This window comes from Exiguobacterium sp. KKT215 (assembly GCF_055635335.1).
In genome coordinates this window covers 960,030-984,948 of record NZ_CM145756.1, presented here as the reverse complement: position 1 = coordinate 984,948, position 24,919 = coordinate 960,030, and the positions used below count along the sequence as shown (strand labels likewise).

Genomic DNA, 24,919 nt, shown 5'->3' with positions numbered 1-24,919 from the left:
ATCCCCCTTTTGGCCAATCTAGTAGTAACATTCCCCATCGGCAAAAAAATATCCTGCCCGTTCATTACTTTTTGATGTCGAAATGAAGGAAGACGTTATTTTCCATTTTGTGTCGGGTATAAGAGTATCAATGCCAACTTATAAAAAGGAGTGTTACCATGGAACCGAAACTACAACACGATCCACAAGTCGAGCAAGCCAATCATCCGAACCGTCAGTTTGAACAGACGAACACAGGAGGCCCAAAAATCACAGTCGTGACCGGGATGCTCCTCGGCGCCCTCGTCGGCGGCCTACTCGCCTTACTTAGCACGTCAAACCGTGAGAACACGAAACAATCGTTCTCGAGCGCGAAGTCATCGGTCGGCGGTCTCGTCGACACGGTCAAACAAGACCCGGCCGGAACGGCGTCACAAGTCATCGGTCAAGTGAAAGCAGCGACCGAGGTCATTCAAGACGTCGCGACCGACGTGCAAAACGTCTATGAAAAAGTCGCCGGTGAAGTCGACACGGTCAAACAAGACGTGAACAAAGTCGTCGGGACGGCACAAGAAGCGAAATCGGATTTACAATCGATTGGCGAGAAAGTCGTCGAAGCGAAAGATACGGCACTTGGCAAAGAGAACTCAACAACTGAAGACAAGCCGCAAGCCTAAAAAAAACGACCTTTCGAGTGAAAGGTCGTTTTTCTATGCTTATGCGAAACGTTTCGCGCCTTCTTCGAGCACTGCCGCTTTGTCCGTTTGCTCCCATGGGAGTTCAACGTCTGTACGACCGAAGTGGCCGTAAGCTGCTGTCTGCTTGTAGATTGGGCGACGAAGGTCGAGCATCTTGATGATGCCGGCCGGACGGAGGTCGAAGTTCTCACGAATGAGTTCGACGAGCTCAGTCTCGCTCAATTTGCCTGTGCCGAACGTATCAACCGCGATCGATACCGGGTGAGCAACACCGATTGCGTAAGCAAGTTGAACTTCTGCTTTGTCAGCAAGTCCCGCTGCAACGAGGTTTTTCGCCACGTAACGAGCTGCATACGCTGCTGAACGGTCAACTTTGGTAGGATCTTTACCTGAGAACGCGCCGCCGCCGTGACGAGCGTATCCACCGTACGTATCGACGATGATTTTGCGTCCTGTGAGACCTGCATCCCCTTGTGGTCCACCGATTACGAAGCGGCCAGTCGGGTTGATGAAGTATTTCGTGTCCGCGTCGATGAGTTCAGCCGGGATGACTGCATCGATGACGTGCTCTTTCAAATCAGCTTGGATTTGCTCGAGCGTGATGTCTTCCGCGTGTTGTGTCGAGATGACGATTGTGTCGATGCGAACTGGGTTGTTCGCTTCGTCGTATTCGACTGTCACTTGTGTCTTACCGTCTGGGCGAAGGTAAGCGAGCGTGCCGTTCTTACGAACTTCTGCCAAACGACGTGACAATTTGTGAGCGAGTGAAATCGGGAGCGGCATGAGTTCCGGCGTCTCTTTTGTTGCGTAACCGAACATGAGACCTTGGTCACCAGCACCGATTGCATCGATTTCTTCTTCAGTCATTTGTCCTTCACGAGCTTCGAGCGCTTGGTCAACACCTTGCGCGATGTCTACCGATTGCTCATCGATCGATGTGAGGACAGCACAAGTCTCTGCATCGAAACCATATTTCGCACGTGTGTAGCCGATCTCACGAACAGTTTCACGAACAACTTTCGGGATATCCACGTAAGTTGATGTTGTGATTTCACCTGCTACGAGCACGAGACCTGTTGTGACAGACGTCTCAGCCGCAACGCGGGCGTTTGGATCTTCAGCTAAAATTGCATCCAAAATCGCATCTGAGATTTGGTCACAAATTTTATCCGGATGTCCTTCCGTGACGGACTCCGAAGTGAAAAGTCGACGGTTCAAGTTTGCCATTTCGAAAAACCTCCTATAATAAAGGGTGATGTGTGGACGGTACTCGTTCCCCTTACGCGTTGCTTTGGGACGGTAATGAAAAAAACCTCTCGCCATGTTCAAATGGGAAAGGTTGAATCGTTCTTCCTTACCCTCTTATCGTTCGAAGCTTACGCTTCGCTTCAGGATAGCACCTTTTCCGAATAACAATGAAAACTCGGACGGTTGCTGGGCTTCGTAGGGCCTTGTTCCCTCCACCGCTCAGAATAAGAGTATCCGTTACGAAGACCATCATATAAATGACACCCCGTTCTGTCAAGCGTATCGACCGAATTCGTCAAACTTTTCACAAACGGTCAAATAGTTATGTTTGTGAAATATCAAACATTTTTTTGTCCGTTTTGGTTTTTGTACTATGACCTGATACAGAATATGTTAGAATGACAATGTAAGAAAGCGCTTACTTTAAAGGGTAAAAAATGCTTGTTTTTGATTAGTATGTCACATATAATAAAAACGTCATACTGATTAAACGCGGAAGTATGCGGATTTCATCCACATCTATTTAGGGGAAAGGTGGGATTCAGGATGGCGACAACGCTCCTGAAAATCGAAGAATTAATTAAAGGTGCCGACATGATGCGGAACTTGACGGTTCCAGAACTGGTGGAAGAAGCCATTCGCAACGGTGAGGGCGTACTGACGAAAGACGGGGCTTTATCGGTCAGTACTGGGAAATTCACAGGACGGTCACCGAAAGACAAATTCGTCGTGCAAGATGAAGTCAGCAATCATTTAGTAGACTGGGGTCCAGTCAACCAACCGATCGCGGAAGAGAAGTTCACCGCGCTACTCGACAAAGTGTTGACGCACCTCGAAACGAAAGACAAGCTCTATTATCTCGAGGCGTCTGCGGGGGCAGACGAGCACTATACGCTCCCGGTCCGTGCCATCACGGAATACGCGTGGCACAATTTGTTCGCCAAACAGTTGTTCTTGCGTGAATGGCCGACGAAAGGTGCCTTCGAGCCCTTCACGGTCATCTATGCACCGAGTTATAAGGCCGATCCAGTCATCGACGGGACGAACTCCGAAACGTTCATTCTCGTCTCATTCGCCAAGCGGACCATTCTGATCGGGGGAACAGAATACGGCGGCGAGATTAAAAAATCGATTTTCTCGGTCATGAACTTCCTGTTGCCGGAACAACATGTGTTATCGATGCACTGCTCGGCGAACGTATCGGACGCCGGCGAGACGGCCCTTTTCTTCGGTCTATCGGGAACTGGGAAGACGACACTGTCGGCCGACCCGGAACGCCATTTGATTGGGGATGACGAGCACGGTTGGTCACCCGACGGCGTCTTCAATATCGAGGGCGGTTGCTACGCGAAGACGATCAATTTGTCGCGCGAGAACGAGCCGGAAATCTACGATGCCATCCGTTTCGGCTCATTGATTGAGAACGTCGTCTTAGACGAGAACCGGGCACCGGATTATAAGAATATCTCGCTCACCGAGAACACACGGGCCGCCTATCCGATTCAATTCATCGATAACGCGATGCTTCCGTCACGGGCCGGTCATCCGAACACGATCGTCTTCTTGACGGCCGATGCATACGGGGTATTGCCTCCAATCAGCAAATTGACGAAAGAGCAGGCGATGTACCACTTCTTGTCAGGGTATACGTCAAAACTCGCCGGCACGGAGCGCGGCGTCACTGAACCACAGGCGACGTTCTCGACCTGCTTCGGGTCACCGTTCTTGCCGCTCGCACCGGAGCGCTATGCGGACATGCTCGGTACGCTGATTGAGAAGCACGACGTCGACGTCTATCTCGTCAACACGGGTTGGACCGGCGGCGCGTACGGAGAAGGATCACGGATGAAGCTCGCCTATACACGGGCGATGGTGAACGCGGCGGTCAACGGCAAATTGCGTGACGTCGAGACGACGCGCCACGACATTTTCAATGTCGAGATTCCACGCCACATTGACGGCGTGCCAGGCGACGTGCTCAATCCGCGGGACACATGGAAAGACGGAGCGCGCTACGATGCCGAAGCAACGGCGCTCGCCCGGAAGTTCCAGGACAATTTCAAACGATTCACGAAAGCGAGTGAGGCGGTCGTTGCGGCCGGACCAATCATCGTATAACGAAAAATGAGACGATTGCCGATTCGGCAGCGTCTCATTTTTTTGAGTTGGCGAGCATCCATTCCATCGCCGCATCGGTCGTCTTCCATTTTTCCCAAAACGGGAGTTGATGGGCGAACGGGACGACCCAAAGTTCGGCCCGCTCCCCCATCCGTTCCGCTACCGCCGTCGCATGGCGCAGGCGGACTTGTTCATCATCGGTGCCGTGAATCAACAACGTCGGTGCATCCCATTCCTTGTAGAGCGGCGAGCGCTCAACATAAGCGGCACGGGCCGCTTCCGGGTCGCCCCCGGTCATACGGCGCAACATCTTCCGCATCGAACGCTGTTCTTCATACGTCCACTCGAGATTGGTCACACCCGCCCATGACGTGACGGACGTGAGCGGTCGTTCCGCGGCGAGCGACAACGCCATCATGCCCCCGCGCGAGAAACCAAGGGCATGAATGAACGTATCCGTTCGACGGACACGATCGTAGAGAGACAGGACGTCCTCTAGATCGGCGCCGCCGAAGTCCTCTTTCCCGCTCCCGCCATGGTTACCCCGGTAAACGGGCGCCACGACGTGAAAACCTTTGGCAGCGAACTGCATCAACCGGGGCAAACGCACATCCCCGATGCGTCCTGTTCCGCCGCGCAGATAGAACAGGACATGTCCGTTCGGCCGTTTCGGTGTGATCGTATAGGCGACGACGTCCTCACCGTCACGCGTCGCATACCAGCCACGATGGACCGGATAACCGGCGTACGGCGGCAGGACCTCGACCTTGTCAAACCAATTGTTTTTCATAGAGCACCTTCATCGTTTCCGGGAGCACCCGGTCTTTCATCATGAAGCTGTACCGATTGTTCCGGAGCAGATTCGTCGGCAATTCCTTCATAAGGACGGCCCCATCGGTCTCGTCGACCGCCGGATGATCGTCGAAACGTTCGATTTCGGCGAAATAAATATTTTTAATGACCGTGTCGCCACGCCCAAGCACGCGATATTGGCCGAGATAATGGAGCGTCTTCACGACACCGCCCGTCTCTTCATACACTTCCCGAATCGCGGCGTCATCCTCGTGTTCGCCGGGTTCGACTTTCCCACCCGGAAACTCGAGCCCGCGCTGCTTGTGCTTCGTCAGCACCCATTGATTTTCAAAGCGAGCGACGACCCAGACGTGGAGCGGTGTATCCGAAAATGGATAGTGCGCAAAGCTCAACTCGACTTTATTGTGATAGTAGTCCGTGAATGTCAACATAGTCCATCCCTTTCTTTCCCCTGTCTACTCTCACTTTACCTTGTCTTCCACTAGTTTCAAACAAAAAAATAGGCCCGCCGGAGCGGACCTACTCAAAATTATTGGTTCAAGCGCTTTTCAAGCTCAGCTTTTTGCTCTTCGTAACCTGGTTTTCCAAGCAACGCGAACATGTTCGCTTTATACGCTTCAACGCCTGGTTGGTTGAACGGATTCACTCCGAGGATGTATCCGCTCATCGCGCATGCCTTCTCGAAGAAGTAGAACAAGTAACCGAGGTGGTACGGCGTCATCTCTGGCAATTCGACGACGAGGTTCGGGACTTCTCCGTCCGTGTGGGCGAGGAGTGTTCCTTCAGCTGCCTTGTCGTTGACGAATTGAATCGTCTCACCAGCGAGGAAGTTCAAGCCATCGAGGTCTTGTGAATCTTCCGGCACGTTCATCGCGTGACGGACGTTCGTGACACGGATAACCGTCTCGAACAAGTCACGACGACCTTCCTGAATGTATTGTCCCATCGAGTGGAGATCCGTCGAGAAGTCGACTGCCGCCGGGAAAATCCCTTTGTTGTCTTTCCCTTCTGACTCGCCATAAAGCTGTTTCCACCACTCCGATACGTAATGCAAGGCTGGTTCGTAGTTGACGAGCAACTCGATCGACTTGCCTTTCGCATATAAAGCGTTACGGACGACCGCGTACTGGTACGCTTCGTTTTCCGCCAAGTTCGGAGACGAGTAAGCCGTTTGGGCATCGCGTGCACCTTCCATGAGGGCGTCGATGTCGATGCCTGCTGCCGCGATCGGAAGGAGTCCGACCGGTGTGAGCACCGAGAAACGACCTCCAACGTCATCTGGAATCACGAACGTCTCGTAGCCTTCTGCATCCGCGAGCGTCTTCAAGGCGCCACGGGCACGGTCTGTCGTCGCATAAATGCGTTCACGTGCGCCATCTTGACCATACTTGTCTTCCATGAACTGTTTGAGGACACGGAACGCGATGGCCGGTTCAGTCGTCGTTCCCGATTTCGAGATGACGTTGACTGAGACGTCCTTGCCTTCGAGCACTTGGAGCAACTCCGTCAAGTATGTCGACGAGATGTTGTGGCCGGCGAAGAAGACTTGTGGTGCGTTGCGTTCTTCCTTAGATAACACGTTGAAGAATGAATGTTGGAGCATCTCGATTGCCGCGCGTGCGCCGAGGTATGATCCACCGATTCCGACGACGACGAGGACGTCCGAATTTTCACGGATTCGTTCCGCAGCCGCTTTGATGCGAGCAAACTCATCCGTATCGTAGTTTGTTGGAAGGTCGACCCACCCAAGGAAATCGCTACCTGCCCCACTGCGGTCATGAATGACCGAATGCATTGCTTTCACGGTTTCTTGCAATTGATCGACTTCATGTTCCCCGACGAAAGACAGGGCGTTTGAATAATCGAAACGTACTGTTGACATGTCATTTCCTCCTTTAAATCGCTCATTGAAGAGCCATACATGACCCATCATAAACGGAAACGTCGGATTCGTTCAATCATTATTGCAAAATAGGCATGAAATCGCCTTATTTGCTCAGTTCAAGAATCGCTGCGACGTCTTCACGTTCGAGCGTACGGAAGCGACCGAATGCGCCTCGTTTCATCGCCGAGTCGAGGATGGCGTCAAATGTCGATTCATCGATGTCATAGTCACGGAGTGAGCTTGGTGCACCGAGCTCGTCGAAGAAGGCGCGGACAGCTGCAATCGTCCGTTTCGCCGTCTCAAGATCGTTACTGGCCGGTTCAACGTTGAACACTTCCGTCCCGAGGCGTGCAAATCGAGCAGCGTTGTCTTCTTCAAGCACATGCTCCATCCAGCGCGGGAACAAGATTGCGAGTCCGCCTGCGTGTGGAATGTCATGGACAGCCGAGACCGCATGCTCGATGTTGTGTGACGCCCAGTCGCCCGAGGCGCCCATTTGGAGCACACCGTTCAAGGCGATTGTTCCGGCGAACAAGATGATGGCGCGCAAGTCGACGTTCTCCAAGTCATTGACGAGTTTCGGTGCCGATTCGACGACCGCTTTCAACACACCTTCCGTCATACGCTCTTGGACCGGCGCATGGTTCGGGTGGAAGTATTGCTCGAAGCAATGGCTCATCATGTCGACGATACCGTAAATCGTTTGATCTTTCGGTACCGATACCGTATAACGCGGATCGAGAATCGAGAACGTCGGATAGACGAGCGGGTGACCCCAACCATATTTCTCTTGCGTCTCCCAGTTCGTGATGACCGAGCCCGAGTTCATTTCAGAACCAGTCGCCGCTAGCGTGAGCACCGTACCGAACGGGACCGCTTCTGTCGGGATGTGGTCGCGAAGCACGATATCCCAAGCATCGCCTTCATACGGGATGGCCGCCGAGATGAGTTTCGTACAATCGATGACCGAACCACCGCCAACCGCGAGCAACGCGTCGATGTTCTCTTCGCGTGCTTGTTTGACCGCGCGACGTACCGTCTCGATGCGCGGGTTCGGCTCGACGCCTGAGAAGTCGACGTAATCGATCCCAGCATTGTTTAACTCGGCCACGACTTCTTCGTACGTGCCGTTCTTTTTGATGCTCCCGCCTCCATAGACGAGCATCACTTTCTTGGCGTCAAGCGCCTGTAACTCGCTCGCGAGTTTTTCGATTTGATGAGTCCCGAAAATAAGTTTCGTCGGGTTTTTGTATTCAAAGTTGTGCATAATTCATCCTCCTTCGAAAATATGTAACACCTACACTATATACCCTGTTTTTTGTGATTGAAAAGCAATCAGGCCTGAGCGTAGATGCGGTCGATGATTGTATGGAGCGTCACCGCCTGTTCCGCTTGCTGGTACGACGGCTCCTGACGACACGCCTCGAGAAACGTGTGAATCTGTCTCGCATACGGGTCTTCGAGCGCGAGGTGAGCCGGTGTCTTATCGAACAACGCCCCGTGCTCTTCCGTATGGATGACGAGTGGGAACAGCGACGCGCCACCGTTCGTTCCACGCAGTTCGACCCGCATCGTGTCCGCCGCGTCGACGTTGGCCATGAAACTCGCGTCTAAGAACAAGGATGCCCCATTATCGAACGTGACCATCGCCCGCGCCGTGTCTTCGACCGAAAACGCGTCCGCGTCCCAATCGCCCATCAGCCCGACACCAGGTCGTGTTCCGAGATATTGACCGACGTGACCGACCACATCGACCGGCTTCGGATAATCCATCAAATAGAGGGCAAGGTCGAGCATATGCACCCCGATATCGAGCAGTGCGCCGCCGCCCTGCAACTCTTTATTCGTGAACACGCCCCATCCCGGGATGCCACGGCGCCGAAGGGCGAGCGCGGTCGCGGCATAGATGTGTCCGAGTTCACCCGCCTCGATCATCCGCTTCAATAGTTGGGTATCCGACCGATGCCGGTAATGGAAGCCATAATGAAGGGTTCGCTCAGCTCGTCTGGCCGCTTCTAGCATCTCGTTCGCCTCGTAAGCCGAGATGGCCGGCGGTTTCTCGCAGAGGACGTGACAGCCGGCCTCGAGTGCGGCAATGACTTGTTGTTTATGTAAGGCGTTCGGTGTACAGATGCTGACCGCATCGAGTGTCTCTTCGGCGAGCATCTCCTCGACCGTCTCGTACACCCGTTCGATTCCGAACTGCTTCGCCACCGCCGCCCCGCGTTCGCGTGTCCTATTCATGACGGCGACGACGTCTGCGCCTGCTGCGATGTATTGCGGGATGTGGGCGGTCTTGGCAATCCCGCCCGTACCGATGATTCCGATTTTCATGGTCCTCACTCCTTTTCTGTACTGTTCGTGAACGTGTGGGACATTTCCTGTACAAAAAAAAGACGACCTGCACAGGGCAGGTCGTCTCAATCACTTACTTTTTGAAGTTCGTGTTTTTGATCCAGTCTTCGAGCTTGTCCTTGAGGACAGTGAAGCCTGGTGCTTCTTCTTGCTTGAAGTTTGAAGCTTCGTTGCGGCGTGGTGCGCCACGACGAGCTGGCTTAGCCGACTTCTCGCGTTTTGGAGCTTCTTGTGTCGCTTTCATTGAAAGCTTGATTTTCTTAGATGCTTCATCAACATCAAGAATTTTCACTTCAACTTCTTGACCGACTTGAACGTACTCGTTCACGTCTTTCACGTAGTCGTGTGAGATTTCAGAGATGTGGACAAGACCTTGAGTCTCGTCGTCGAGTGCGACGAACGCACCGAAAGGTTGGATTCCTGTTACTTTACCTTTTAAAACTTGATCTTTTTCGTATTTTGCCATTACAAACACTCCTATGCTAAATTCATCAACTTACTATAACATACTTTTTTCGATAAAGTGTACAAATTAGTAAAAAAGATTATTTGGGATTGTTTTTGTGTTTCAAAGTCGACGGGTCGGGTAAATACAAATCAAGCAAGACTTCAAGTATTCCCCCCTGATTCCGCTAGGCTAACGCCTAGCCCTTTTTTTGTTCAAAAACTTATAAACGGTTGCTGCGCGGCCACATCAAACACCGTTTCCCCCATCATTTCATTCAACATGATTGCGTTTCGATACACTGCCATCCCCAAATTCGTCGCTGCCGGACCGTGCGAATGTTCTAAATTCGTATGGGTAAATAAACTTCCCGCCAATGTCGTCTTCGTCGCAATCTGATAGCGATTGTTGACACGCCACTGCTGGTCCGCCTCCCATTCGATGTCGAACCGTTCGACCCATGTCGGGATGCGCGGTCGATATCCGGTCGCCGCCACGACCGCATCATATTCACCCGTAAACGATTGCCCCGTATATTGTTGCGTCCCTTCGACAGTATAAACGATTTCGTGTGCGATGTGCTCGATTTCAATCTGAGTGTACAGGTTCGTCGCTTGATCACTTCCGTCCGCCGTCCGATGATACAAAAATCCATAAATCGCCCGAAGCGTCTCAGGATTGACCCCGTTCCGGAACCGCTCGAACGCTTTCCCGAGCTGCTCCCGCTCCGCATAGGGCAATTGATTGAAATAGTCGACATACGGCAAGCTGAAAATTTCCTCGCCGAGCTTACCGCTCTCTAGTGATTCGAACACATCCGAGCGCGTCACCCAATCGATGCGTTGGCGCATTTTATCGGACCGGGTCAATAAGTCGAGATACACTTCAGCCGCGCTTTGACCGCTACCGATGATGACGATGCGATCGGTTTCAAGCAAGCGCTCCCGCTCCATCCGATACGAACTCGTATGGACGACATCTTGGAAGGCGTCCGGGACAAGCGGTTCTGCTCCCGTACCGATGACGACGTGACGTGACGACAGCACCGTTTCCCCATCCGGTGTCTCGACCGTGACGAGAAACCCATCCGCCGCCGGACGGACATCGGTGACCCGGTGTGAGAACTTGATCGTGTCGAGCGAGGCGGCGACCGATTGTAAATACCGGTTGAACTCCGTCCGGGGAATTGTCGGGCTCTCCTGGACGATGAATGTCTGCAAGCGGCCGTTCTGTTTCAAATAGTTCAAATAACTGTGACGGTTCGTCGGATCGGCAAGCGTCACGAGATCATATAAGTAATGCGTCTGCATCGTCGCCGACTCGAGCAGCATGCCTTCGTGCCACTTGAAGTCGTCCCGTTCCTCAAAACAGACACCCTTCAATGAAGTCGCTTCACTGAGCGCCATCAATCCGAGATTGTACGGCCCACAGCCGATTGCTACAAAATCCACTTGTTCCATTGGCTTCACCTCGCTCGTCTTTTCCCACCTATTATACCGCTAAAACGTAAACAGACCCTCATCGCTGAGAGTCTGTTGTTGTTGTTGTCGTCACCTCGAACTGTTTCATAAACCGATCGATGCGACGAATCGCTTCTTGTAACTGTTCGACCGACGTCGCGTAACTGGCACGGACGAAACCTTCGCCACTCGCACCGAACGCGTTGCCCGGTACGACCGCGACCCGTTCCTCGAGCAAGAGACGCTCGGCGAACTCTTCGCTCGTCAAGCCCGTGTGACGGATTGACGGGAAGGCATAGAATGCGCCTCCCGGCACGTGCGTCGGTAATCCGGCGTCATTAAGGGCCTGGATGAAGTAGTTACGGCGCTGCCGATAGCTCTTCACCATCTTCGGTACATGTTGGTCGCGGCTACGGAGCGCCTCGAGACCGCCGAATTGGACGAGTGTCGGGGCACACATCATGCCGTACTGATGGACTTTGAGCATCTCTCGCGTCACGACTTCCGGCGCGCATGTGAAACCGAGCCGCCAGCCCGTCATCGCGAACGCCTTCGAGAACCCGTTGACGACAATCGTCCGCTCGCGCATATCGTGGAGCGTCGCGAAACTCGTGAACGGCTCATCGTAAGACAGCTCGGCATAAATCTCATCGCTGACGACCCAAAGATCGTGTTTCGTCGCGAGTTCCGCAATTTCGGTGAGCTCTTCGCCCGTCATCGTGGCCCCGGTCGGATTCGATGGAAAACAGAGGAGCATCGCCTTCGTCCGTTCGGTGATGGCCGCCTCGACATCGTCCCGGTTCAAACGGAACCCGTTCTCCGGACGACAGGCGACAGGAACGACCGTCCCGCCGGCGAGTTCGATGAGCGGTCCGTACGAGACGAAGGCCGGCTCGACGACGATGACCTCGTCACCCGGGTTGAGCAGCGCCCGGAACGCGATATCGAGCGCTTGCGAGGCGCCCGTCGTGACAATCAATTCCGTCGCCGGATCATACGTCGCCCCGAACCGGTCCGTCATGTAACTCGCGATTTCTTGTCGCAACTCGAGGAGTCCTGCGTTGGCGCTATAAGCCGTATAACCTTGCTCGAGCGCTGCATAGCTCGCCTCGCGCACATTCCATGGCGTGATGAAATCTGGCTCCCCCACCCCGAGAGAGACGACGTTTTCCATCGTTTGCGCCAAATCGAAGAAGCGGCGGATGCCGGACGGCTTCATCGAGACGACTTGTTGAGATAGTGACTTCATGGCGTGATGTTCAACCGTTTGTCTTCGACTTGTGGGGTGAACAAGATGCCATCGTGTTTATACGTCTTCAGTTTGAAGTGCGTCGTCGTCGAGACGACCGAATCGAGCGGTGACAGTTTATCCGACACGAACGACGCGACGTCTTGGAGTGAGTTCGCCCGAATGACGACTTGCAAATCGTAAGCCCCTGACATTAAATAGAGCGCCGTCACTTCCGGGAAGCGATAAATCCGCTCGGCGACCTCGTCGAAGCCGCGGCCACGTTTCGGTGTGACTTTGACGTCGATGAACGCCGTGACGTCGTGCCGGTTGATTTTTTGCCAGTTGACCATCGCTCGGAAACCGAGCAAAATCCCGTCCGCCTTGAACTTCTCGAGCATCGCCTCAACGGTCGCCTCATCGGTCGCCAGCAAGTTCGCCAACAATTTCGTCTCGAGGTAGCCTTTCTCTTCGAGCAACTCGAGCAGTTCTAATTCTTTCGATGTGTACATAATTTATTCTCCTTCCGTTCTACCGGGGAACGCCCCTGTGAACGTTCTCTCTGTCTGTCTCACGTAGTCCCGTCGCTCGGCTTGAACGATATGGAAGTTTTTCATCTCCATATCGACGAGGCCGTGCTTGTGACAGAACCGATCAAAGTAACGACGACGCGTCTCATCTTGTTTGGCCGACAGATTGTCCGTGCCGTTGAACGCGTATAGCACGGTCGCGCGCGCGGGATGCCGAATCGTCCCGACTTCGCTGACACGTAGAATGAAATCCCAGTCCCAGTAGTTATAGACATCCTCGTCGAACGGTCCAATCGTCTCGTGGAGCTGTTTTCGATACAGCGTGCCGGACGGGATGAACGTCGAGTCTTGACGGAGTCGTTCCAAATCGAGGTCGTAGGCAAACGCCTCCCAGTCGGTGACGCGTCGGCGTCCGTCTTCCCATATGAAGCGGAACAGTTCCGCATCCGTGAAGACGAGGTCGGCCGCGCGGATGTCCTCGAGCGCCTGCTCGAGATGTGTCGGCATGAGCAGATCGTCATCGTCGAGCAACAAGACATACTCGCCGTTCGCCTCTTGCACGCCGAGATTGCGGGCTTTGACGTGATGGTTCTCGCCAAGTTCGATATAACGAATCGACAATCGATTCAAAAAAGGCGCCAAAAGATGCTGTTTTGGCGGCCCGTCATTATTGATTACAAGTACTTCGAACTGTTGAAACGTCTGGACGACCAGGCTTTCCAGCAGTTCGGTCAGTTCTGTCTCCCGTGAATAGACCGGGATGACGATGGAAACGAGCGGGTTCATCCGCGGTAAGCAGTTTCGACGTGTGGCAAGATTGTTTCCCAGCTCACGCCATTCTCTTTTGATACCGTGACGAAATCGCCATAGGCGAATACGCTCTCCACGCCTTCGATGGCGACGAGTTTCGCGAGAAGCGGTTGGTCCGTCTCTTCGCCAGCTTTTACGCTTTGGCTTTTTGCGCCGAAGACGTTCTCAGGAAGTGTGATTTTCATTGCATTTGGATTCGGTGTTGGATCGATACGTAACATCGTGGTTCCCCCCTTATAAGTGACAAGATTCTGAAGACGCGAGTAAGTGTGCCGCCATGGCCCGTGTTTCCGATTCGGTCGGACAGACGCCGAACGCGTCTGTCAAAATCCGGCGAATCGTTTCATCCAACTCATCGATTGTGTCGATGTGGATGAGCGCCAAGGCGATATCATCAAACTCTGGTCCATACGACCCAAGCCCGTAACCGAGTGGGTCCCATGCTAATAATAAGTCTTCTGCTCTCATTTGTTAAACCCTTCTTTTTACCTTGATTTCAAATCGTACTCCCTCAATCTACCTCACTTTTCAATCCGATGCTAGTGAGCGTTCGAATTTCCCTCGTTTTCAAAAACAAGCGACCACTATATATAGTAATGAATCAACAGTGAAAAGAAGCAGGATTTTCTCGAAAAATAACGAAGGCGACTGCCGAATGAGGTCGTTCGCTTCTCGATTGACCGCTTACATAAAAATGAATGTGCTGTCGTTTAACCGTCGTTCAAACTTTTTTCTATCTCAAATCTCATCTCAAATCGGATGACAGCGCCGTTTTTGAGTAAAAGTAATTCAAGCGTCTGCAGTTTGCCGAATGTCAAGATTGCAAAACTAAATATAGGTGATTTATGATTAAAAAGACAAGAAAACGTCAATATATAGTTAACGGATATTTATCACGTTCAGCTCACATTGACGTCGTATCGGACAAGTTCCGCTATACCTTTATAATATCTACATCCGAAGAAGGAGTGATCGTTTTGACATCCCCTATCCACCACGAGACGCTGTTGGCTGCGACGCCAACGCTCGCTGACGTCTCGACATTGATCCAATCCCTTAAACAACGCTACCCACAGCTCAGTGTTGAACGATATGAAGAACGGGCCGTTCGGGCGCTCGAAGGAAAGACACTGACACAAGATGTAGTATATGAACTCTTGACGATGCACGCCCTCGACATGTTGCAGGCAGAAGAGCCGGACTGGACGTTCGTTGCCACTGAGATGTACTTAAACCGCCTCTATTTAGAAGCGGCACGAAACCGTGGCTATGACGCCTCGATGCGTTACGGTGCGCTCTATCCGATGATTGAGACGCTCACGACAAAAGGCATCTTCACGTCGGCCCTACTCGATACGTACTCAAAAGAAGACATTGCCTACTTGGAGACGTTGATTGACCCGTCACGCGACCGCATGTTCACTTACATCGGTCTCCGGACGTTGTCGGACCGTTATCTCGGCCGTGACCATGTCAAGAACCTATACGAGTTACCGCAAGAGCGGTTCATGGTCATCGCCATGACGCTCATGCAAAAGGAGAACGCCGACCAGCGCGTCAAACTCGTCGAAGAAGCGTACTGGGCACTCTCGAACCTCTATATGACGGTTGCCACACCGACGCTCTCGAACGCCGGGAAATCGTACGGGCAGCTCAGCTCATGCTTCATCGATACGGTCGATGACTCACTCCGCGGCATCTACGATTCGAACACGGACGTGGCCACGCTCTCGAAAGGCGGCGGCGGGATCGGCGTCTATCTCGGCAAGATCCGCTCACGCGGCAGTGACATCAAAGGCTTCAAAGGTGTCTCGAGCGGCGCGCTCCCTTGGATGAAACAGTTGAACAACACGGCCGTCTCGGTCGACCAGCTCGGCATGCGTCAAGGCTCGATTGCCGTCTACCTCGACATTTGGCATAAGGACATCTTCGAGTTCCTCGATGCGAAATTGAATAACGGGGACGAGCGTCTCCGGACCCACGATTTGTTCACGGGCGTCTGTTTGCCAGACTTGTTCATGCGTACGGTCGAAGCCCGCGGTGACTGGCACTTGTTCGACCCGCACGAGATCCGGACGGTCATGGGCTTCAGCCTCGAAGACTTCTATGATGAGACAGAGAACGGCGGTTCATTCACGGAGAAATACATGGCGTGCGTCAATACGCCTGAACTGACTCGCGTCACGGTACCGGCCATCGACCTCGTCAAACGGTATATGCGCTCACAGCTCGAGACAGGAACGCCTTACATGTTCTTCCGCGACGCCGTGAACCGCGCCAACCCGAACAAACACGCCGGCATGATTTACAGCTCGAACCTCTGCTCAGAGATTGCGCAAAACATGTCGCCGACGACAATCGATGAAGAGTACACGGAAGACGGAAAAATCGTCATTACGAAGACCCCTGGTGACTTCGTCGTCTGTAACTTGAGCTCAATCGCCCTCGCCCGGGCCGTCAAATCGGACGTCCTCGAGCGACTCATCCCGATTCAAATGCGGATGCTCGACAACGTCATCGACTTGAACACGATTGAAGTGCCACAAGCGATGATCACGAACCAGAAATACCGCGCCGTCGGACTCGGCACGTTCGGCTGGCATCACTTGCTCGCACTTGAAGGCATCCGTTGGGAATCGGTCGATGCCGTCCAGTACGCGGAGAAGCTGTACGAGAAAATCGCCTACTTGACGATTCAAGCCTCGATGGAACTCGCCAAAGAAAAAGGCGCGTTCGGGGTCTTCGAAGGATCGGAATGGCACACGGGTGAGTACTTCAAGCGCCGCAACTACCGCTCACACGACGAACTCGATTGGGACGGTCTCGCCGCAGCGGTCCATCAAAACGGTGTCCGCAACGCCTATATGATGGCGGTCGCTCCGAACTCGTCGACGGCCATCATCGCTGGCAGCACCGCGTCAATCGACCCGGTCTATAAGAAGGTCTACTCGGAAGAGAAGAAAAACTATAAGATTCCGGTGACGGTCCCTGACCTCAACTCGGAGACGAACTGGTTCTATAAATCAGCGTTCGAAGTCGATCAACTCTGGAGCATCCGTCAAAACGCGGCGCGCCAGCGTCACATCGACCAAGCAATCAGCTTCAACCTGTACGTCAAAAACGACGTCAAAGCGACCGAACTCCTCTCGATGCACCTCGAGGCGTGGTCGCTCGGAATGAAATCAATCTACTACACGCGTTCGACGACCGTTGAAGTCGACGAATGTGAATCGTGTGCTTCATAACGTCACGTAACAGAAAGGTGGGAACGACCATGCACATCGCCATCGTCTATAGTTCCATGAGTGGGAATACAGAAGAAGTCGCCGAGCTGATTCAGGAAAGCCACGTTAATCGGGGCGACCGCGTCGTCTTGTTCGAAGCGGACCGCATCGGCCATCGCGAAGCCCGATCGCTCGCCACGTACGACCTCGTCTATTTCGGGTCGTACACGTGGGCCGACGGCGTCTTGCCGGACGAGATGAAAGACACGTTCCGGCTCGTCTTGAAAGAGCTCGACGTGCCGCTTCGCCAAGCCGCCGTATTCGGGACCGGGGACAAGATGTTCGTCCACTTCTGTCGAGCGGTCGATGAGATGGCGTACCACCTTTCGAAATACGGGATCCCGCTCGCCGGTGAAACGTTGAAAATCGAGCAATCACCGCGCAATCAACCGTACAACGTCCGTCATTGGGCCGAACGGTTGGCTAGAAACGCCGAAGAAGGAGTATATGTCCATGAACATTCAAAAGATCAAACTACTGTCGCCCAAACATCCTAACCGGGCGACAGCCATTATCGGGGGCGAGACGAGTTCCATCGTGAATTGGAACGACATCGCCTATCCACAGTTTTATACCATCTATAAGCAACTGCTCTCGAACTTTTGGATCCCGGATGAGATTTCGATGTCCAAAGACATGCAGCAATGGCCACAGTTGACGGAGCGCGAGCAGGATGCCTTCAAACGCATCATCGGTCTGCTGTCAATCCTTGACTCGGTGCAGACGCGTTACATCCTCGAGTCATCAATGTTCTCATCCGACTCGTCGGTGCACGCCGTGCTCGCCGTCATCGCTCAGCAAGAAGTCGTCCATAACCAATCGTATAGCTACGTCCTCTCGAGCCTCGTCCCGCTCAGCGAACAAAATCGTATTTTCGATATCGCCAAGGACGATGAGATGGTCATGAAACGCAATCAATTCATCTTGGACTTATATGAGGACTTCCGCGCCGATCAAACGGCCGAGACGTTTGCCAAATCGCTCGTCGCCTCAATCATTCTCGAAGGCATCAACTTCTATTCCGGTTTCGCCTACTTCTATAACTTGGCGCGCCATCAGAAGATGGTCGGCACGTCGACGATGATCAGTTACATCCAGCGCGACGAGATGCAGCACTCCTATTTCGTCAGCCAGTTGCTCCGGGCCGTCTTGACGGAAAATCCGGAGATTGACGCGGACGGTAGCTTCAGTCAGTTCGTCTACGACACGATGGCCGAAGCCGTCGACCTTGAAATCGAATGGTGTGAGTATGTGTTGCGTGATCTCGATGGACTCGACGTCAGCGAGATGCGCGACTACGTCAAATATCTCGCCAACAAGCGTCTCCGTGTCATCGGCTTGAACGATCTGTATGAAGGGTTCAATGAGGATGTCATGCCTTGGATTCGCGCTTATTCAGATGATTCTTTGAACGCGACCAAGTCAGACTTCTTTGAACAAAAATCACGTTCGTACGCGAAAGTCACCGACGCCAACGGCTTCGACGACCTGTAAGCACAAAATCCCCCGACTCATCGTGAGTCGGGGGATTTTTATAATGGATGAAGCTTAATGATAAGCGCGTACGTATTGGGCAATTCCTTCTGCGACACCTTCCGCCATCCGTTGACGTGAGGTGTTATTTCGTAAATGTGTGACGTCTTGCGGAGATGAAATGAAGCCGAGTTCGACGAGGGCCGATGGCATCGTATTATAACTGATGACATAATAGTTCGCCGTCTTGACGCCACGGTTCGTCATCCCGGACATTTTCCCCATCAAGTTGGATTGGATATTCGTCGCCAGGACACGGCTCTTGGCGCTATGGGCCGAATAAGACGAATAGAATGTTTCGACCCCTTTGGCCGCAGGCGTCGTCGCTGCGTTTGTATGCAAGCTGACGAACAAGTTGCCGCGAAGTGTCTTAGCGGTCTGAACGCGTTGATCGAGCGTCAAATAGACGTCCGTCGAGCGCGTTAACCGGACTTGATATCCATATTTCGACCGAAGATACGTCTCGACCCGCTTCGTCACGTCGAGGACGATCGTCTTCTCATAGAGTGATCCATTGACCGCTCCCGGGTCACCGCCTCCATGGCCCGCATCGAGGACGATGACGGCGCCACTCGTTGCATTCGGTTTAAGCGTCATCGCGTAAGCCGTTGAGATGTAGCCATCGCGGCCATTGTACTTGATTTTATAGAAACCGTTCGCCGAACCGTAATGGTCGACTTGAGTCCCGTGCGCGAGGCGACCGAGAACCGCCGAGCTCGCCGAAGCGCTCGCCCGAACGTTCAACACGTCTCCTGGTGTATTCGTGTACACTTTCCCTTTCGGCGTGGCCGCAGGGGCGGCCGGGGCCTTTCCAGCCGTCAGCCAAGACGTTGGCGTATAGAACGTCTCCGTTCCGATATAGACGACCGACCAGCTCGAATTATGTTTACTGTAAGTCACGGTCGTATACTTCGGCAATACGCGAGCGACCGGTGAAGACTGAAGCGTTTTCTTGTAGAGGTTCGCATTCCGATTCGCATAGCCTTGTACTTTTTGAATGACCGGTGGCTTCGCTACCGGCGGTTTTGCTACCGGAGGCGCACCCGTCGTGATCCCAACTGTCGGCGTGTAATACGTCTCGTTCCCGAGATAGACGACCGACCAGCTCGTGTTGTACTTGCTCGAGACGACCTTCGACTTAATCGGCAATACCTTCAACACCGTTGAACGTTGATTGCGCTGACCGAACAGCTTCAACTCACGATTCGCGTAACCATCCGTTTTCACTACTGGCGGTTTTGTCGTCGCCGGAGGAGTGGCTGGCGCTCCCGACGTAATCCAAGCGGTCGGCGTGAAGAACGTCTCATTGCCGAGATAGACGATTGACCAGCTCGTGTTGTACTTGCTCGAGACGACTTTCGACTTGACCGGAAGCACCTTCAATACGGTCGACCGTTGATTTCGTTCACCGAACAGCTTCAACGATCGGTTGGCATAACCATCCTCTTTCGTCACGGTCGGTGTCGAGGCGACGACTTTCGGGGCAATGTATGCTTTGGCCGCATAATACGTTTTGCCGCCGATATACACTTTTGCCCAAGACGAGTTGTGGACCGCATATTGGACGGTCGTGCCTTTTTTGAGCGTCCGATAGACAGTCGCTTTGCTATGGGCGGACACACGGATATTCAAGTTGACCGTGGTCACGCCTGTCGAAGTGGCCGCTTGCTTCGTTACGGTCGAAGATGGTGTAGCGATTCGCTTGATATACTGTGCTGAAGCATAATACGTACGACTGTTTAAATATATTTTGCTCCACTCTTTGTTATAAGTTCCATATTTTACTTTTGTTCCCTTTTTTAGCGTTTGAATCAATTTCCCGTTCGTGCTCGGTGTAGCGCGCACATTCAGATTGACAGTTGTTTCTCCTTCCAAAGTAGCCGCTTCAGCTGACGGTATTTGGATTGAAAACAACAAGACAATCATGATGAGGGCAAGTTTAAAAAGCTTCATATTCATCCAAAATATTCCTTTCTTCTACGCGCATCGCAACTGACAACACCTTCATAGTAGCACATTGCTTTTATTAAAAAAGTAAATATTTGAAAAAATGATGAATACTTTTTACAAAAAAGGGGAATGTTTTTACCCTTGTTTTCGAACAATCAAGAACGAATCGGCACCATGCCGCTCGGTCTCGACCACGAAAGAGTCCGGGAGCTGGAAAGCTGCAGTCAACGAGCCGTTTGTTTGGAGCGGAGGCTCTGGCTGACGGATCACGAATCCATCAAGCCCTTCCACTTCGGCAATTTTTAAAAATCGCGTCAAATGCCCTTCTCGCTCTCTATATCGGCTCGCCTCCTCGAAAGGTTTAGCCGCCACCCCACCCCAATACCGTCCTTGGACGTGTTCCGAATAGACGCGGACCGACGCTTCCGTGATCGGGTCCGGGGTATGGTCGAAACGTCCGAAGTCCCGGGATGACTTGTCTTCGATGAGTGAGCCAATCGCTGCATATAAATCAAAGTCGTTTTGGGACGCAAGGTCGAGGACCGCTCGTTGGACAGCCTCGATATGTCGCTGCAACGAACCCGGCGTCGCGGACGCCTTCAGTTTTTTGTCCCCTTCATAGGCGTTTAAAATCCGTCCGACTTCCCCGGCCTCACGAACGAGCCGATAGTACGTCTTGTCCTGCGCCTCCTGACCATTTCCGGCCTCTTGACGCTGAAGCGTGATGGCGTACTGGTTCGCCAGACACGTCGAAATGACGAACACGTCCATCAGTTCTTCCCGTAGCGCCGATTGGTCGTTCGCATACAATGCTCCGCCGACTTCACCGACTTCTTCTAGCAGTCGGGCCAACCCCGATAGTGGCCGCCAATAGCCACCTAAATGAATAATCATTTGATCGATTCGTCGTTGTAATTCCTTCATATTTAATCACCTATCCATCCTCTTTATTTACCGCCTGCGTGGTATACTATGCTCAATCAAATTGTTAAGAAAGGGGCTATGCATCTTGTCGCCAGCCAGACTATGGCAATTACTTCGTTTCCTGCTCGTCATCATCGGCCTCGTCTTCGTCATCTGGGGACTGAGTGTCCTCTTCACGTACACGTATCCATTCGTGTTCGCTCTCTTGTTATCCTTGTTGACGGTTCCACTCGTCAATTGGTTCGAGCGTGAGACCAAGTTACCACGCGCCCTCGGCACACTCGTTTCTTTGTTGATTGTCATGAGCGTCGTCAGCGGAATCATCGCCATCGTCGTGACGCAACTCATTCGCTACTTGACGATCGCCGCCGAAAAACTGCCTGCCCAGATTGAAACGTTCACCGAATACATACAACGCCTATTCAATGAAAAACTCGCCCCGTTGGTCAACGATGCGTACGACAGCATCCAACGGCTGAACCCCGAACAGGCGAACTCGCTCGAAGGCGGCATCACCGAAATCGGTGTCCAACTCGGCGCCGCGATCGGCGTCTTGTCCCGAGGTGTCGCCGGCTTGTTGCAGGACATCTTGAGCGCGTTGCCGCTCGTCTTGCTCTTGTTCATCGTCATCGTGCTCGCCTGGTTCTTCATCACGAAAGACTGGCCGAATTATATGAAGTCCATCGCTCGCTTGAATGAACGAAAAGGCTTCAAGGAGTTCGAGCTCGTCATGACGAATTTACGCTCAGCACTGTTCGGTTACGTCCGCGCGCAATTGACGCTCATCTCGATCACGTTCGGAATCGTCTTAATCGGCATGTTCATCCTTCGTGTCGACAATCCGTTCTCGTTCGCCCTGCTCGCGGCCATCTTTGACTTGTTGCCGTACCTCGGTGTCGGGACGCTGTTATTGCCGTGGGCCGCCTATGCCGCCGTCACGGGCGAATGGTTCCTCGCGATTGGGCTCGTCGTCCTCTATATCGTCGTTATCGTGCAACGCAATCTGGCCGAACCGAAAATCGTCGGCTCTCACATCGGCCTCGACCCGCTCGCCGCCCTCATCTCGATTTTTGTCGGGCTCCAGCTGTTCGGTGTACTCGGCTTCATTTTAGGGCCGGTATTGGCCGTCTTGCTCAAAGCCCTCTATAACGCCCAAGTGTTCCACTATATGTGGAAGTTCGTCATCGGGCCGACGACACCAAAAGAGCGATGACACGTCATCGCTCTTTTGTCTTCGGCACCGCCACGAACGGTGCCCCTTCAGTTTGGTCCGGATGCGTCACCATCCCGGTCGTGCCCGCCTCATAGGCGGCAACGGCCAAAATACAGGCGTCGATGATATCATCGACTTGCACGTTCGACATCTTCCATTTCCATGGCGAGCTGTTCGAATAACGGCGCAACAACTCGATCCGTTCGAGTTCTCCCGCCTCGGTCTTCTTGCTGAAGGCCGCCTCGTTCCCCGTCATGACGGCAAAACACACTTCAGGATGCGACTCGTAGACATCCGCATCCGTGATCGTTTGAAACTCACGGATACGCGGCACCAAGTTCCACGCCTGTTTACTGATCCCTTTTCCGACCAGTTCCCGGCTCTTCGCATTCGCCTCGGCATAGGACGCCTCCATGAGCACGTCTTGAATCGGCGGCGTGAAGATGGACGACTTCCGCTGCTTCAGTTGTGACCGCATCCAGGCATCACACGACCGGTCCGGCGCATCAATCGTCGCCAAGTCTTTCGGCATGTCGACAAAATGGACGGCCCCTTCAATCAATAAATCTTCCAACTTTTCTGAGATGGTCAAACAGAGCGAGATGCTGTCGTACGTGATTCGTACCCAGCTCCCGCGCGCGCCATCAATTCCTACTCCGACCACGTCGTCCCTCCTGCATCAAAAACAATATTCCGAGCACCGCGCATAAGACGGTCACTCCCAACAACCATTGACTCGGCCAAGCCGTGTATCCGAGTCCGGAGACGACGGCTAAGCCAATCAATAACAATCCTGACTTCAACGTTTCCACTCTTCGAGCATCAATGCGAGCGTGCGCACCATGACCCCAGTCGGTCCTTTTGGTCCGAGATCGCTTGCCGCCGAACGTTCACTCGTCCCGGCGATATCGAGGTGGAGCCAAGGCGTGTCGCCGACAAACTCACCGACGAACGCGCCACCAAAGATCATATGCCCATAACGGCCCGGCGAGTTGTTCAAATCTGCGACTTCTGATTTCCGGACTTGTTTAATGAAGACGTCGAAGTATGGCATTTGCCAGACGAGTTCATTCGTCTCTCGGCTCGCAGCTTCTAAGGCGCCGTAGAGCGACGCATCGTTCGTCAGGCAACCAGTCACTTCTGTGCCGAGTGCGACGAGCACACCGCCCGTGAGCGTCGCCACATCGATGATGGCTTGTGGTTCATACGTCTTGGCAAACGTGACTGCGTCAGCGAGGACGAGACGACCTTCTGCGTCGGTATTGAGTACTTCAATCGTCTTCCCGCTCATCGCCGTGATGACATCATCCGGTTTGAACGCGTCCCCTGAGATCATGTTGTCCGTCGATGGGATGACGCCGATGACGTTCACGTTCGGTTTCGTCGTCGCAAGCGTCTCGAATAGACCGAGCACGGTCGCAGCTCCTCCCATGTCGCCTTTCATGCCGACGATGCCGTCTTTCGGCTTGATTGAGTAACCACCCGTATCAAACGTGATTCCTTTTCCGACGACGGCGACGGGCGCTGCATCGCCTGCACCGTGGTATTCGAGGACAATCAATTTCGGCGGGATAGTCGACCCTTGATTGACGGCGAGCAGCGCCCCCATCCCGAGCGCCTCCATCTCTTCCTTCTCCAAGATGCGATGGCTGAATCCATGACGTTCGGCCAATTCGACCGCATAGTCCGCGAGTGTTTCCGACGTCAAAATATTGGCCGGCATCATCGTGAGCGTCCGTGCGACATTGACACCGCGTCCGTAAGCGGCACCCGTCAACGCCTCTTCCTCTACACCAGCACCGAGCAACGTGATCGTCACGTCTGACTTCGCCGGCTTCGGTTCAGATTTGTATGTAGGGTGCTCATATGTCGCCATTTCATACGCTTCGGCAAACAGTTTCGCCGTGTTCGGTCCGAACGTGTCGAGCGCGACCGCGACGTTCGTGAAGGCGCGTGCTTTAATTTGTTTCGCGACTTTCCCGAACCAATTGCGCACATTCTCAGGCGTATTCTCGTTGCGTTGTCCGAGACCGACGAATAGGATGCGTTTGACCGTTCCTTCAAACGTCGGGACGATGGACACTTCCCCTGTTTTCGTCGAGATGTCCGACGCTTGGATGAGCGACTTGACGCGCCCGTTAAACAACGTATCGAGTCCTTCGTCAATCGTGTCGGCAGCACCGATTCCGACGACGATCGTGTCATATGAACCGTTCCAATCTAAATCCTTCACTTGATACATGTTTGCCACTTCCCTTCTTTATATATGGTTAGCATAACGAACTTCGGCGAAATAATGAAACAGTATGCGTAAGAGTCATGAATTCTTCGAATTCAGGCGTTAACTCCTCGTTGTGACGATGATTTATTTTATGATAGGATAAGAAAGTACGCAATCAGGCATCCCTCACTGTTGAGGCGAGGCCATTTTGTTCGGTCGAGGCTT

Annotated in this window: 23 protein-coding genes and 1 riboswitch; of the genes, 6 read left to right on the top strand and 17 right to left on the bottom strand. The window is 53.1% G+C overall.

The window, feature by feature from the left end; all coding sequences use genetic code 11:
- The first annotated feature begins 158 nt into the window (after positions 1-158).
- Entirely contained in the window at positions 159-656 is a 498-nt protein-coding gene (locus ACZ2GZ_RS05155; protein WP_214714542.1) for a hypothetical protein, read from the top strand.
- Between the two features lie 39 nt (positions 657-695).
- Here the strand turns inward: ACZ2GZ_RS05155 and metK are convergent, their stop codons facing one another.
- Positions 696-1,904 (bottom strand): methionine adenosyltransferase, encoded by a 1,209-nt coding sequence (gene metK, locus ACZ2GZ_RS05150; protein WP_021065551.1) that lies wholly within the window; start codon positions 1,902-1,904, stop codon positions 696-698.
- Between the two features lie 132 nt (positions 1,905-2,036).
- Positions 2,037-2,156, bottom strand: a riboswitch (SAM riboswitch).
- A 315-nt stretch (positions 2,157-2,471) separates the two neighbouring features.
- Here metK and pckA point away from each other — a divergent pair.
- Positions 2,472-4,043: a phosphoenolpyruvate carboxykinase (ATP) gene (pckA, locus tag ACZ2GZ_RS05145; RefSeq protein ID WP_029595139.1), complete on the top strand. Its 1,572-nt coding sequence runs from the start codon at positions 2,472-2,474 to the stop codon at positions 4,041-4,043.
- A gap of 34 nt (positions 4,044-4,077) precedes the next feature.
- On the opposite strand, the gene ACZ2GZ_RS05140 is transcribed toward pckA, so the two are convergent.
- From ACZ2GZ_RS05140 to ACZ2GZ_RS05085, 12 genes are all read right to left on the bottom strand, one after another.
- Positions 4,078-4,833 carry an alpha/beta hydrolase family protein gene (locus ACZ2GZ_RS05140; RefSeq protein WP_021065549.1) on the bottom strand — a complete coding sequence of 252 codons (756 nt, stop codon included), beginning with the start codon at positions 4,831-4,833 and terminating at the stop codon, positions 4,078-4,080.
- Complete coding sequence (gene ytkD / locus ACZ2GZ_RS05135; protein WP_021065548.1) at positions 4,814-5,287, bottom strand: RNA deprotection pyrophosphohydrolase; 474 nt, start codon at positions 5,285-5,287, stop codon at positions 4,814-4,816. Before ytkD ends, ACZ2GZ_RS05140 begins: the two co-directional genes overlap by 20 nt.
- A gap of 98 nt (positions 5,288-5,385) precedes the next feature.
- Complete coding sequence (locus ACZ2GZ_RS05130; protein WP_214801428.1) at positions 5,386-6,738, bottom strand: glucose-6-phosphate isomerase; 1,353 nt, start codon at positions 6,736-6,738, stop codon at positions 5,386-5,388.
- Positions 6,739-6,844: 106 nt separating this feature from the next.
- Entirely contained in the window at positions 6,845-8,008 is a 1,164-nt protein-coding gene (locus tag ACZ2GZ_RS05125) for an iron-containing alcohol dehydrogenase (protein ID WP_021065546.1), read from the bottom strand.
- Positions 8,009-8,076: 68 nt separating this feature from the next.
- Positions 8,077-9,075, bottom strand: coding sequence for a Gfo/Idh/MocA family protein (locus ACZ2GZ_RS05120; RefSeq protein ID WP_214714536.1), 999 nt, complete (start codon positions 9,073-9,075; stop codon positions 8,077-8,079).
- Positions 9,076-9,169: 94 nt separating this feature from the next.
- Positions 9,170-9,562, bottom strand: coding sequence for a S1 domain-containing post-transcriptional regulator GSP13 (gene yugI, locus ACZ2GZ_RS05115; protein WP_016509788.1), 393 nt, complete (start codon positions 9,560-9,562; stop codon positions 9,170-9,172).
- 194 nt (positions 9,563-9,756) lie between these two features.
- Positions 9,757-11,001 carry a lysine N(6)-hydroxylase/L-ornithine N(5)-oxygenase family protein gene (locus tag ACZ2GZ_RS05110; protein ID WP_214714534.1) on the bottom strand — a complete coding sequence of 415 codons (1,245 nt, stop codon included), beginning with the start codon at positions 10,999-11,001 and terminating at the stop codon, positions 9,757-9,759.
- Positions 11,002-11,059: 58 nt separating this feature from the next.
- Positions 11,060-12,250 carry an aminotransferase gene (locus tag ACZ2GZ_RS05105; protein ID WP_214714532.1) on the bottom strand — a complete coding sequence of 397 codons (1,191 nt, stop codon included), beginning with the start codon at positions 12,248-12,250 and terminating at the stop codon, positions 11,060-11,062.
- Entirely contained in the window at positions 12,247-12,741 is a 495-nt protein-coding gene (locus tag ACZ2GZ_RS05100) for an Lrp/AsnC family transcriptional regulator (protein ID WP_021065542.1), read from the bottom strand. The genes ACZ2GZ_RS05105 and ACZ2GZ_RS05100 overlap by 4 nt, the downstream gene beginning before the upstream one ends.
- A gap of 3 nt (positions 12,742-12,744) precedes the next feature.
- Positions 12,745-13,545 (bottom strand): glycosyltransferase family 2 protein, encoded by an 801-nt coding sequence (locus ACZ2GZ_RS05095; RefSeq protein ID WP_214714531.1) that lies wholly within the window; start codon positions 13,543-13,545, stop codon positions 12,745-12,747.
- Complete coding sequence (locus tag ACZ2GZ_RS05090) at positions 13,542-13,790, bottom strand: NifU N-terminal domain-containing protein (protein ID WP_021065540.1); 249 nt, start codon at positions 13,788-13,790, stop codon at positions 13,542-13,544. Before ACZ2GZ_RS05090 ends, ACZ2GZ_RS05095 begins: the two co-directional genes overlap by 4 nt.
- Before the next feature lie 13 nt (positions 13,791-13,803).
- Positions 13,804-14,037, bottom strand: a complete 234-nt coding sequence (locus ACZ2GZ_RS05085; RefSeq protein WP_214714530.1) for a DUF1871 family protein — start codon at positions 14,035-14,037, stop codon at positions 13,804-13,806.
- A gap of 509 nt (positions 14,038-14,546) precedes the next feature.
- Here ACZ2GZ_RS05085 and ACZ2GZ_RS05080 point away from each other — a divergent pair.
- Genes ACZ2GZ_RS05080 through ACZ2GZ_RS05070 form a run of 3 tightly spaced genes read left to right on the top strand, consistent with a single transcriptional unit; the run spans position 14,547 to position 18,347 of the window.
- Positions 14,547-16,814, top strand: coding sequence for a ribonucleoside-diphosphate reductase subunit alpha (locus ACZ2GZ_RS05080; protein ID WP_035385654.1), 2,268 nt, complete (start codon positions 14,547-14,549; stop codon positions 16,812-16,814).
- 29 nt (positions 16,815-16,843) lie between these two features.
- The gene (locus tag ACZ2GZ_RS05075) at positions 16,844-17,350 is read left to right on the top strand and encodes a flavodoxin domain-containing protein (protein WP_021065537.1); all 507 of its coding nucleotides are present in this window, start codon (positions 16,844-16,846) and stop codon (positions 17,348-17,350) included.
- Entirely contained in the window at positions 17,307-18,347 is a 1,041-nt protein-coding gene (locus ACZ2GZ_RS05070) for a ribonucleotide-diphosphate reductase subunit beta (protein ID WP_021065536.1), read from the top strand. Before ACZ2GZ_RS05075 ends, ACZ2GZ_RS05070 begins: the two co-directional genes overlap by 44 nt.
- A gap of 54 nt (positions 18,348-18,401) precedes the next feature.
- Here the strand turns inward: ACZ2GZ_RS05070 and ACZ2GZ_RS05065 are convergent, their stop codons facing one another.
- Both ACZ2GZ_RS05065 and ACZ2GZ_RS05060 read right to left on the bottom strand, forming a co-directional pair.
- A complete protein-coding gene (locus ACZ2GZ_RS05065) occupies positions 18,402-20,345 on the bottom strand; it encodes an N-acetylmuramoyl-L-alanine amidase (protein WP_214714529.1) in 1,944 nt (647 codons plus the stop codon).
- A gap of 126 nt (positions 20,346-20,471) precedes the next feature.
- Positions 20,472-21,260 carry a MazG nucleotide pyrophosphohydrolase domain-containing protein gene (locus ACZ2GZ_RS05060; protein ID WP_214714528.1) on the bottom strand — a complete coding sequence of 263 codons (789 nt, stop codon included), beginning with the start codon at positions 21,258-21,260 and terminating at the stop codon, positions 20,472-20,474.
- Between the two features lie 85 nt (positions 21,261-21,345).
- On the opposite strand from ACZ2GZ_RS05060, the gene ytvI reads away from it, so the two are divergent.
- Positions 21,346-22,473, top strand: a complete 1,128-nt coding sequence (gene ytvI, locus ACZ2GZ_RS05055; RefSeq protein WP_214714527.1) for a sporulation integral membrane protein YtvI — start codon at positions 21,346-21,348, stop codon at positions 22,471-22,473.
- A 4-nt stretch (positions 22,474-22,477) separates the two neighbouring features.
- On the opposite strand, the gene ACZ2GZ_RS05050 is transcribed toward ytvI, so the two are convergent.
- Positions 22,478-23,137, bottom strand: a complete 660-nt coding sequence (locus ACZ2GZ_RS05050; RefSeq protein ID WP_058764053.1) for a DUF429 domain-containing protein — start codon at positions 23,135-23,137, stop codon at positions 22,478-22,480.
- A 135-nt stretch (positions 23,138-23,272) separates the two neighbouring features.
- Positions 23,273-24,715 (bottom strand): leucyl aminopeptidase, encoded by a 1,443-nt coding sequence (locus ACZ2GZ_RS05045; protein ID WP_214714526.1) that lies wholly within the window; start codon positions 24,713-24,715, stop codon positions 23,273-23,275.
- Between the last annotated feature and the right edge of the window lie 204 nt (positions 24,716-24,919).

Bases quoted from the DNA above. Each gene is read 5' to 3' on its own strand.
- ACZ2GZ_RS05155 (WP_214714542.1), top strand. From the start codon at position 159: ATGGAACCGAAACTACAACACGATCCACAAGTCGAGCAAGCCAATCAT.
- metK (WP_021065551.1), bottom strand. From the start codon at position 1,904: ATGGCAAACTTGAACCGTCGACTTTTCACTTCGGAGTCCGTCACGGAA.
- pckA (WP_029595139.1), top strand. From the start codon at position 2,472: ATGGCGACAACGCTCCTGAAAATCGAAGAATTAATTAAAGGTGCCGAC.
- ACZ2GZ_RS05140 (WP_021065549.1), bottom strand. From the start codon at position 4,833: ATGAAAAACAATTGGTTTGACAAGGTCGAGGTCCTGCCGCCGTACGCC.
- ytkD (WP_021065548.1), bottom strand. From the start codon at position 5,287: ATGTTGACATTCACGGACTACTATCACAATAAAGTCGAGTTGAGCTTT.
- ACZ2GZ_RS05130 (WP_214801428.1), bottom strand. From the start codon at position 6,738: ATGTCAACAGTACGTTTCGATTATTCAAACGCCCTGTCTTTCGTCGGG.
- ACZ2GZ_RS05125 (WP_021065546.1), bottom strand. From the start codon at position 8,008: ATGCACAACTTTGAATACAAAAACCCGACGAAACTTATTTTCGGGACT.
- ACZ2GZ_RS05120 (WP_214714536.1), bottom strand. From the start codon at position 9,075: ATGAAAATCGGAATCATCGGTACGGGCGGGATTGCCAAGACCGCCCAC.
- yugI (WP_016509788.1), bottom strand. From the start codon at position 9,562: ATGGCAAAATACGAAAAAGATCAAGTTTTAAAAGGTAAAGTAACAGGA.
- ACZ2GZ_RS05110 (WP_214714534.1), bottom strand. From the start codon at position 11,001: ATGGAACAAGTGGATTTTGTAGCAATCGGCTGTGGGCCGTACAATCTC.
- ACZ2GZ_RS05105 (WP_214714532.1), bottom strand. From the start codon at position 12,250: ATGAAGTCACTATCTCAACAAGTCGTCTCGATGAAGCCGTCCGGCATC.
- ACZ2GZ_RS05100 (WP_021065542.1), bottom strand. From the start codon at position 12,741: ATGTACACATCGAAAGAATTAGAACTGCTCGAGTTGCTCGAAGAGAAA.
- ACZ2GZ_RS05095 (WP_214714531.1), bottom strand. From the start codon at position 13,545: ATGAACCCGCTCGTTTCCATCGTCATCCCGGTCTATTCACGGGAGACA.
- ACZ2GZ_RS05090 (WP_021065540.1), bottom strand. From the start codon at position 13,790: ATGTTACGTATCGATCCAACACCGAATCCAAATGCAATGAAAATCACA.
- ACZ2GZ_RS05085 (WP_214714530.1), bottom strand. From the start codon at position 14,037: ATGAGAGCAGAAGACTTATTATTAGCATGGGACCCACTCGGTTACGGG.
- ACZ2GZ_RS05075 (WP_021065537.1), top strand. From the start codon at position 16,844: ATGCACATCGCCATCGTCTATAGTTCCATGAGTGGGAATACAGAAGAA.
- ACZ2GZ_RS05070 (WP_021065536.1), top strand. From the start codon at position 17,307: ATGAACATTCAAAAGATCAAACTACTGTCGCCCAAACATCCTAACCGG.
- ACZ2GZ_RS05065 (WP_214714529.1), bottom strand. From the start codon at position 20,345: ATGAATATGAAGCTTTTTAAACTTGCCCTCATCATGATTGTCTTGTTG.
- ACZ2GZ_RS05060 (WP_214714528.1), bottom strand. From the start codon at position 21,260: ATGAAGGAATTACAACGACGAATCGATCAAATGATTATTCATTTAGGT.
- ACZ2GZ_RS05045 (WP_214714526.1), bottom strand. From the start codon at position 24,715: ATGTATCAAGTGAAGGATTTAGATTGGAACGGTTCATATGACACGATC.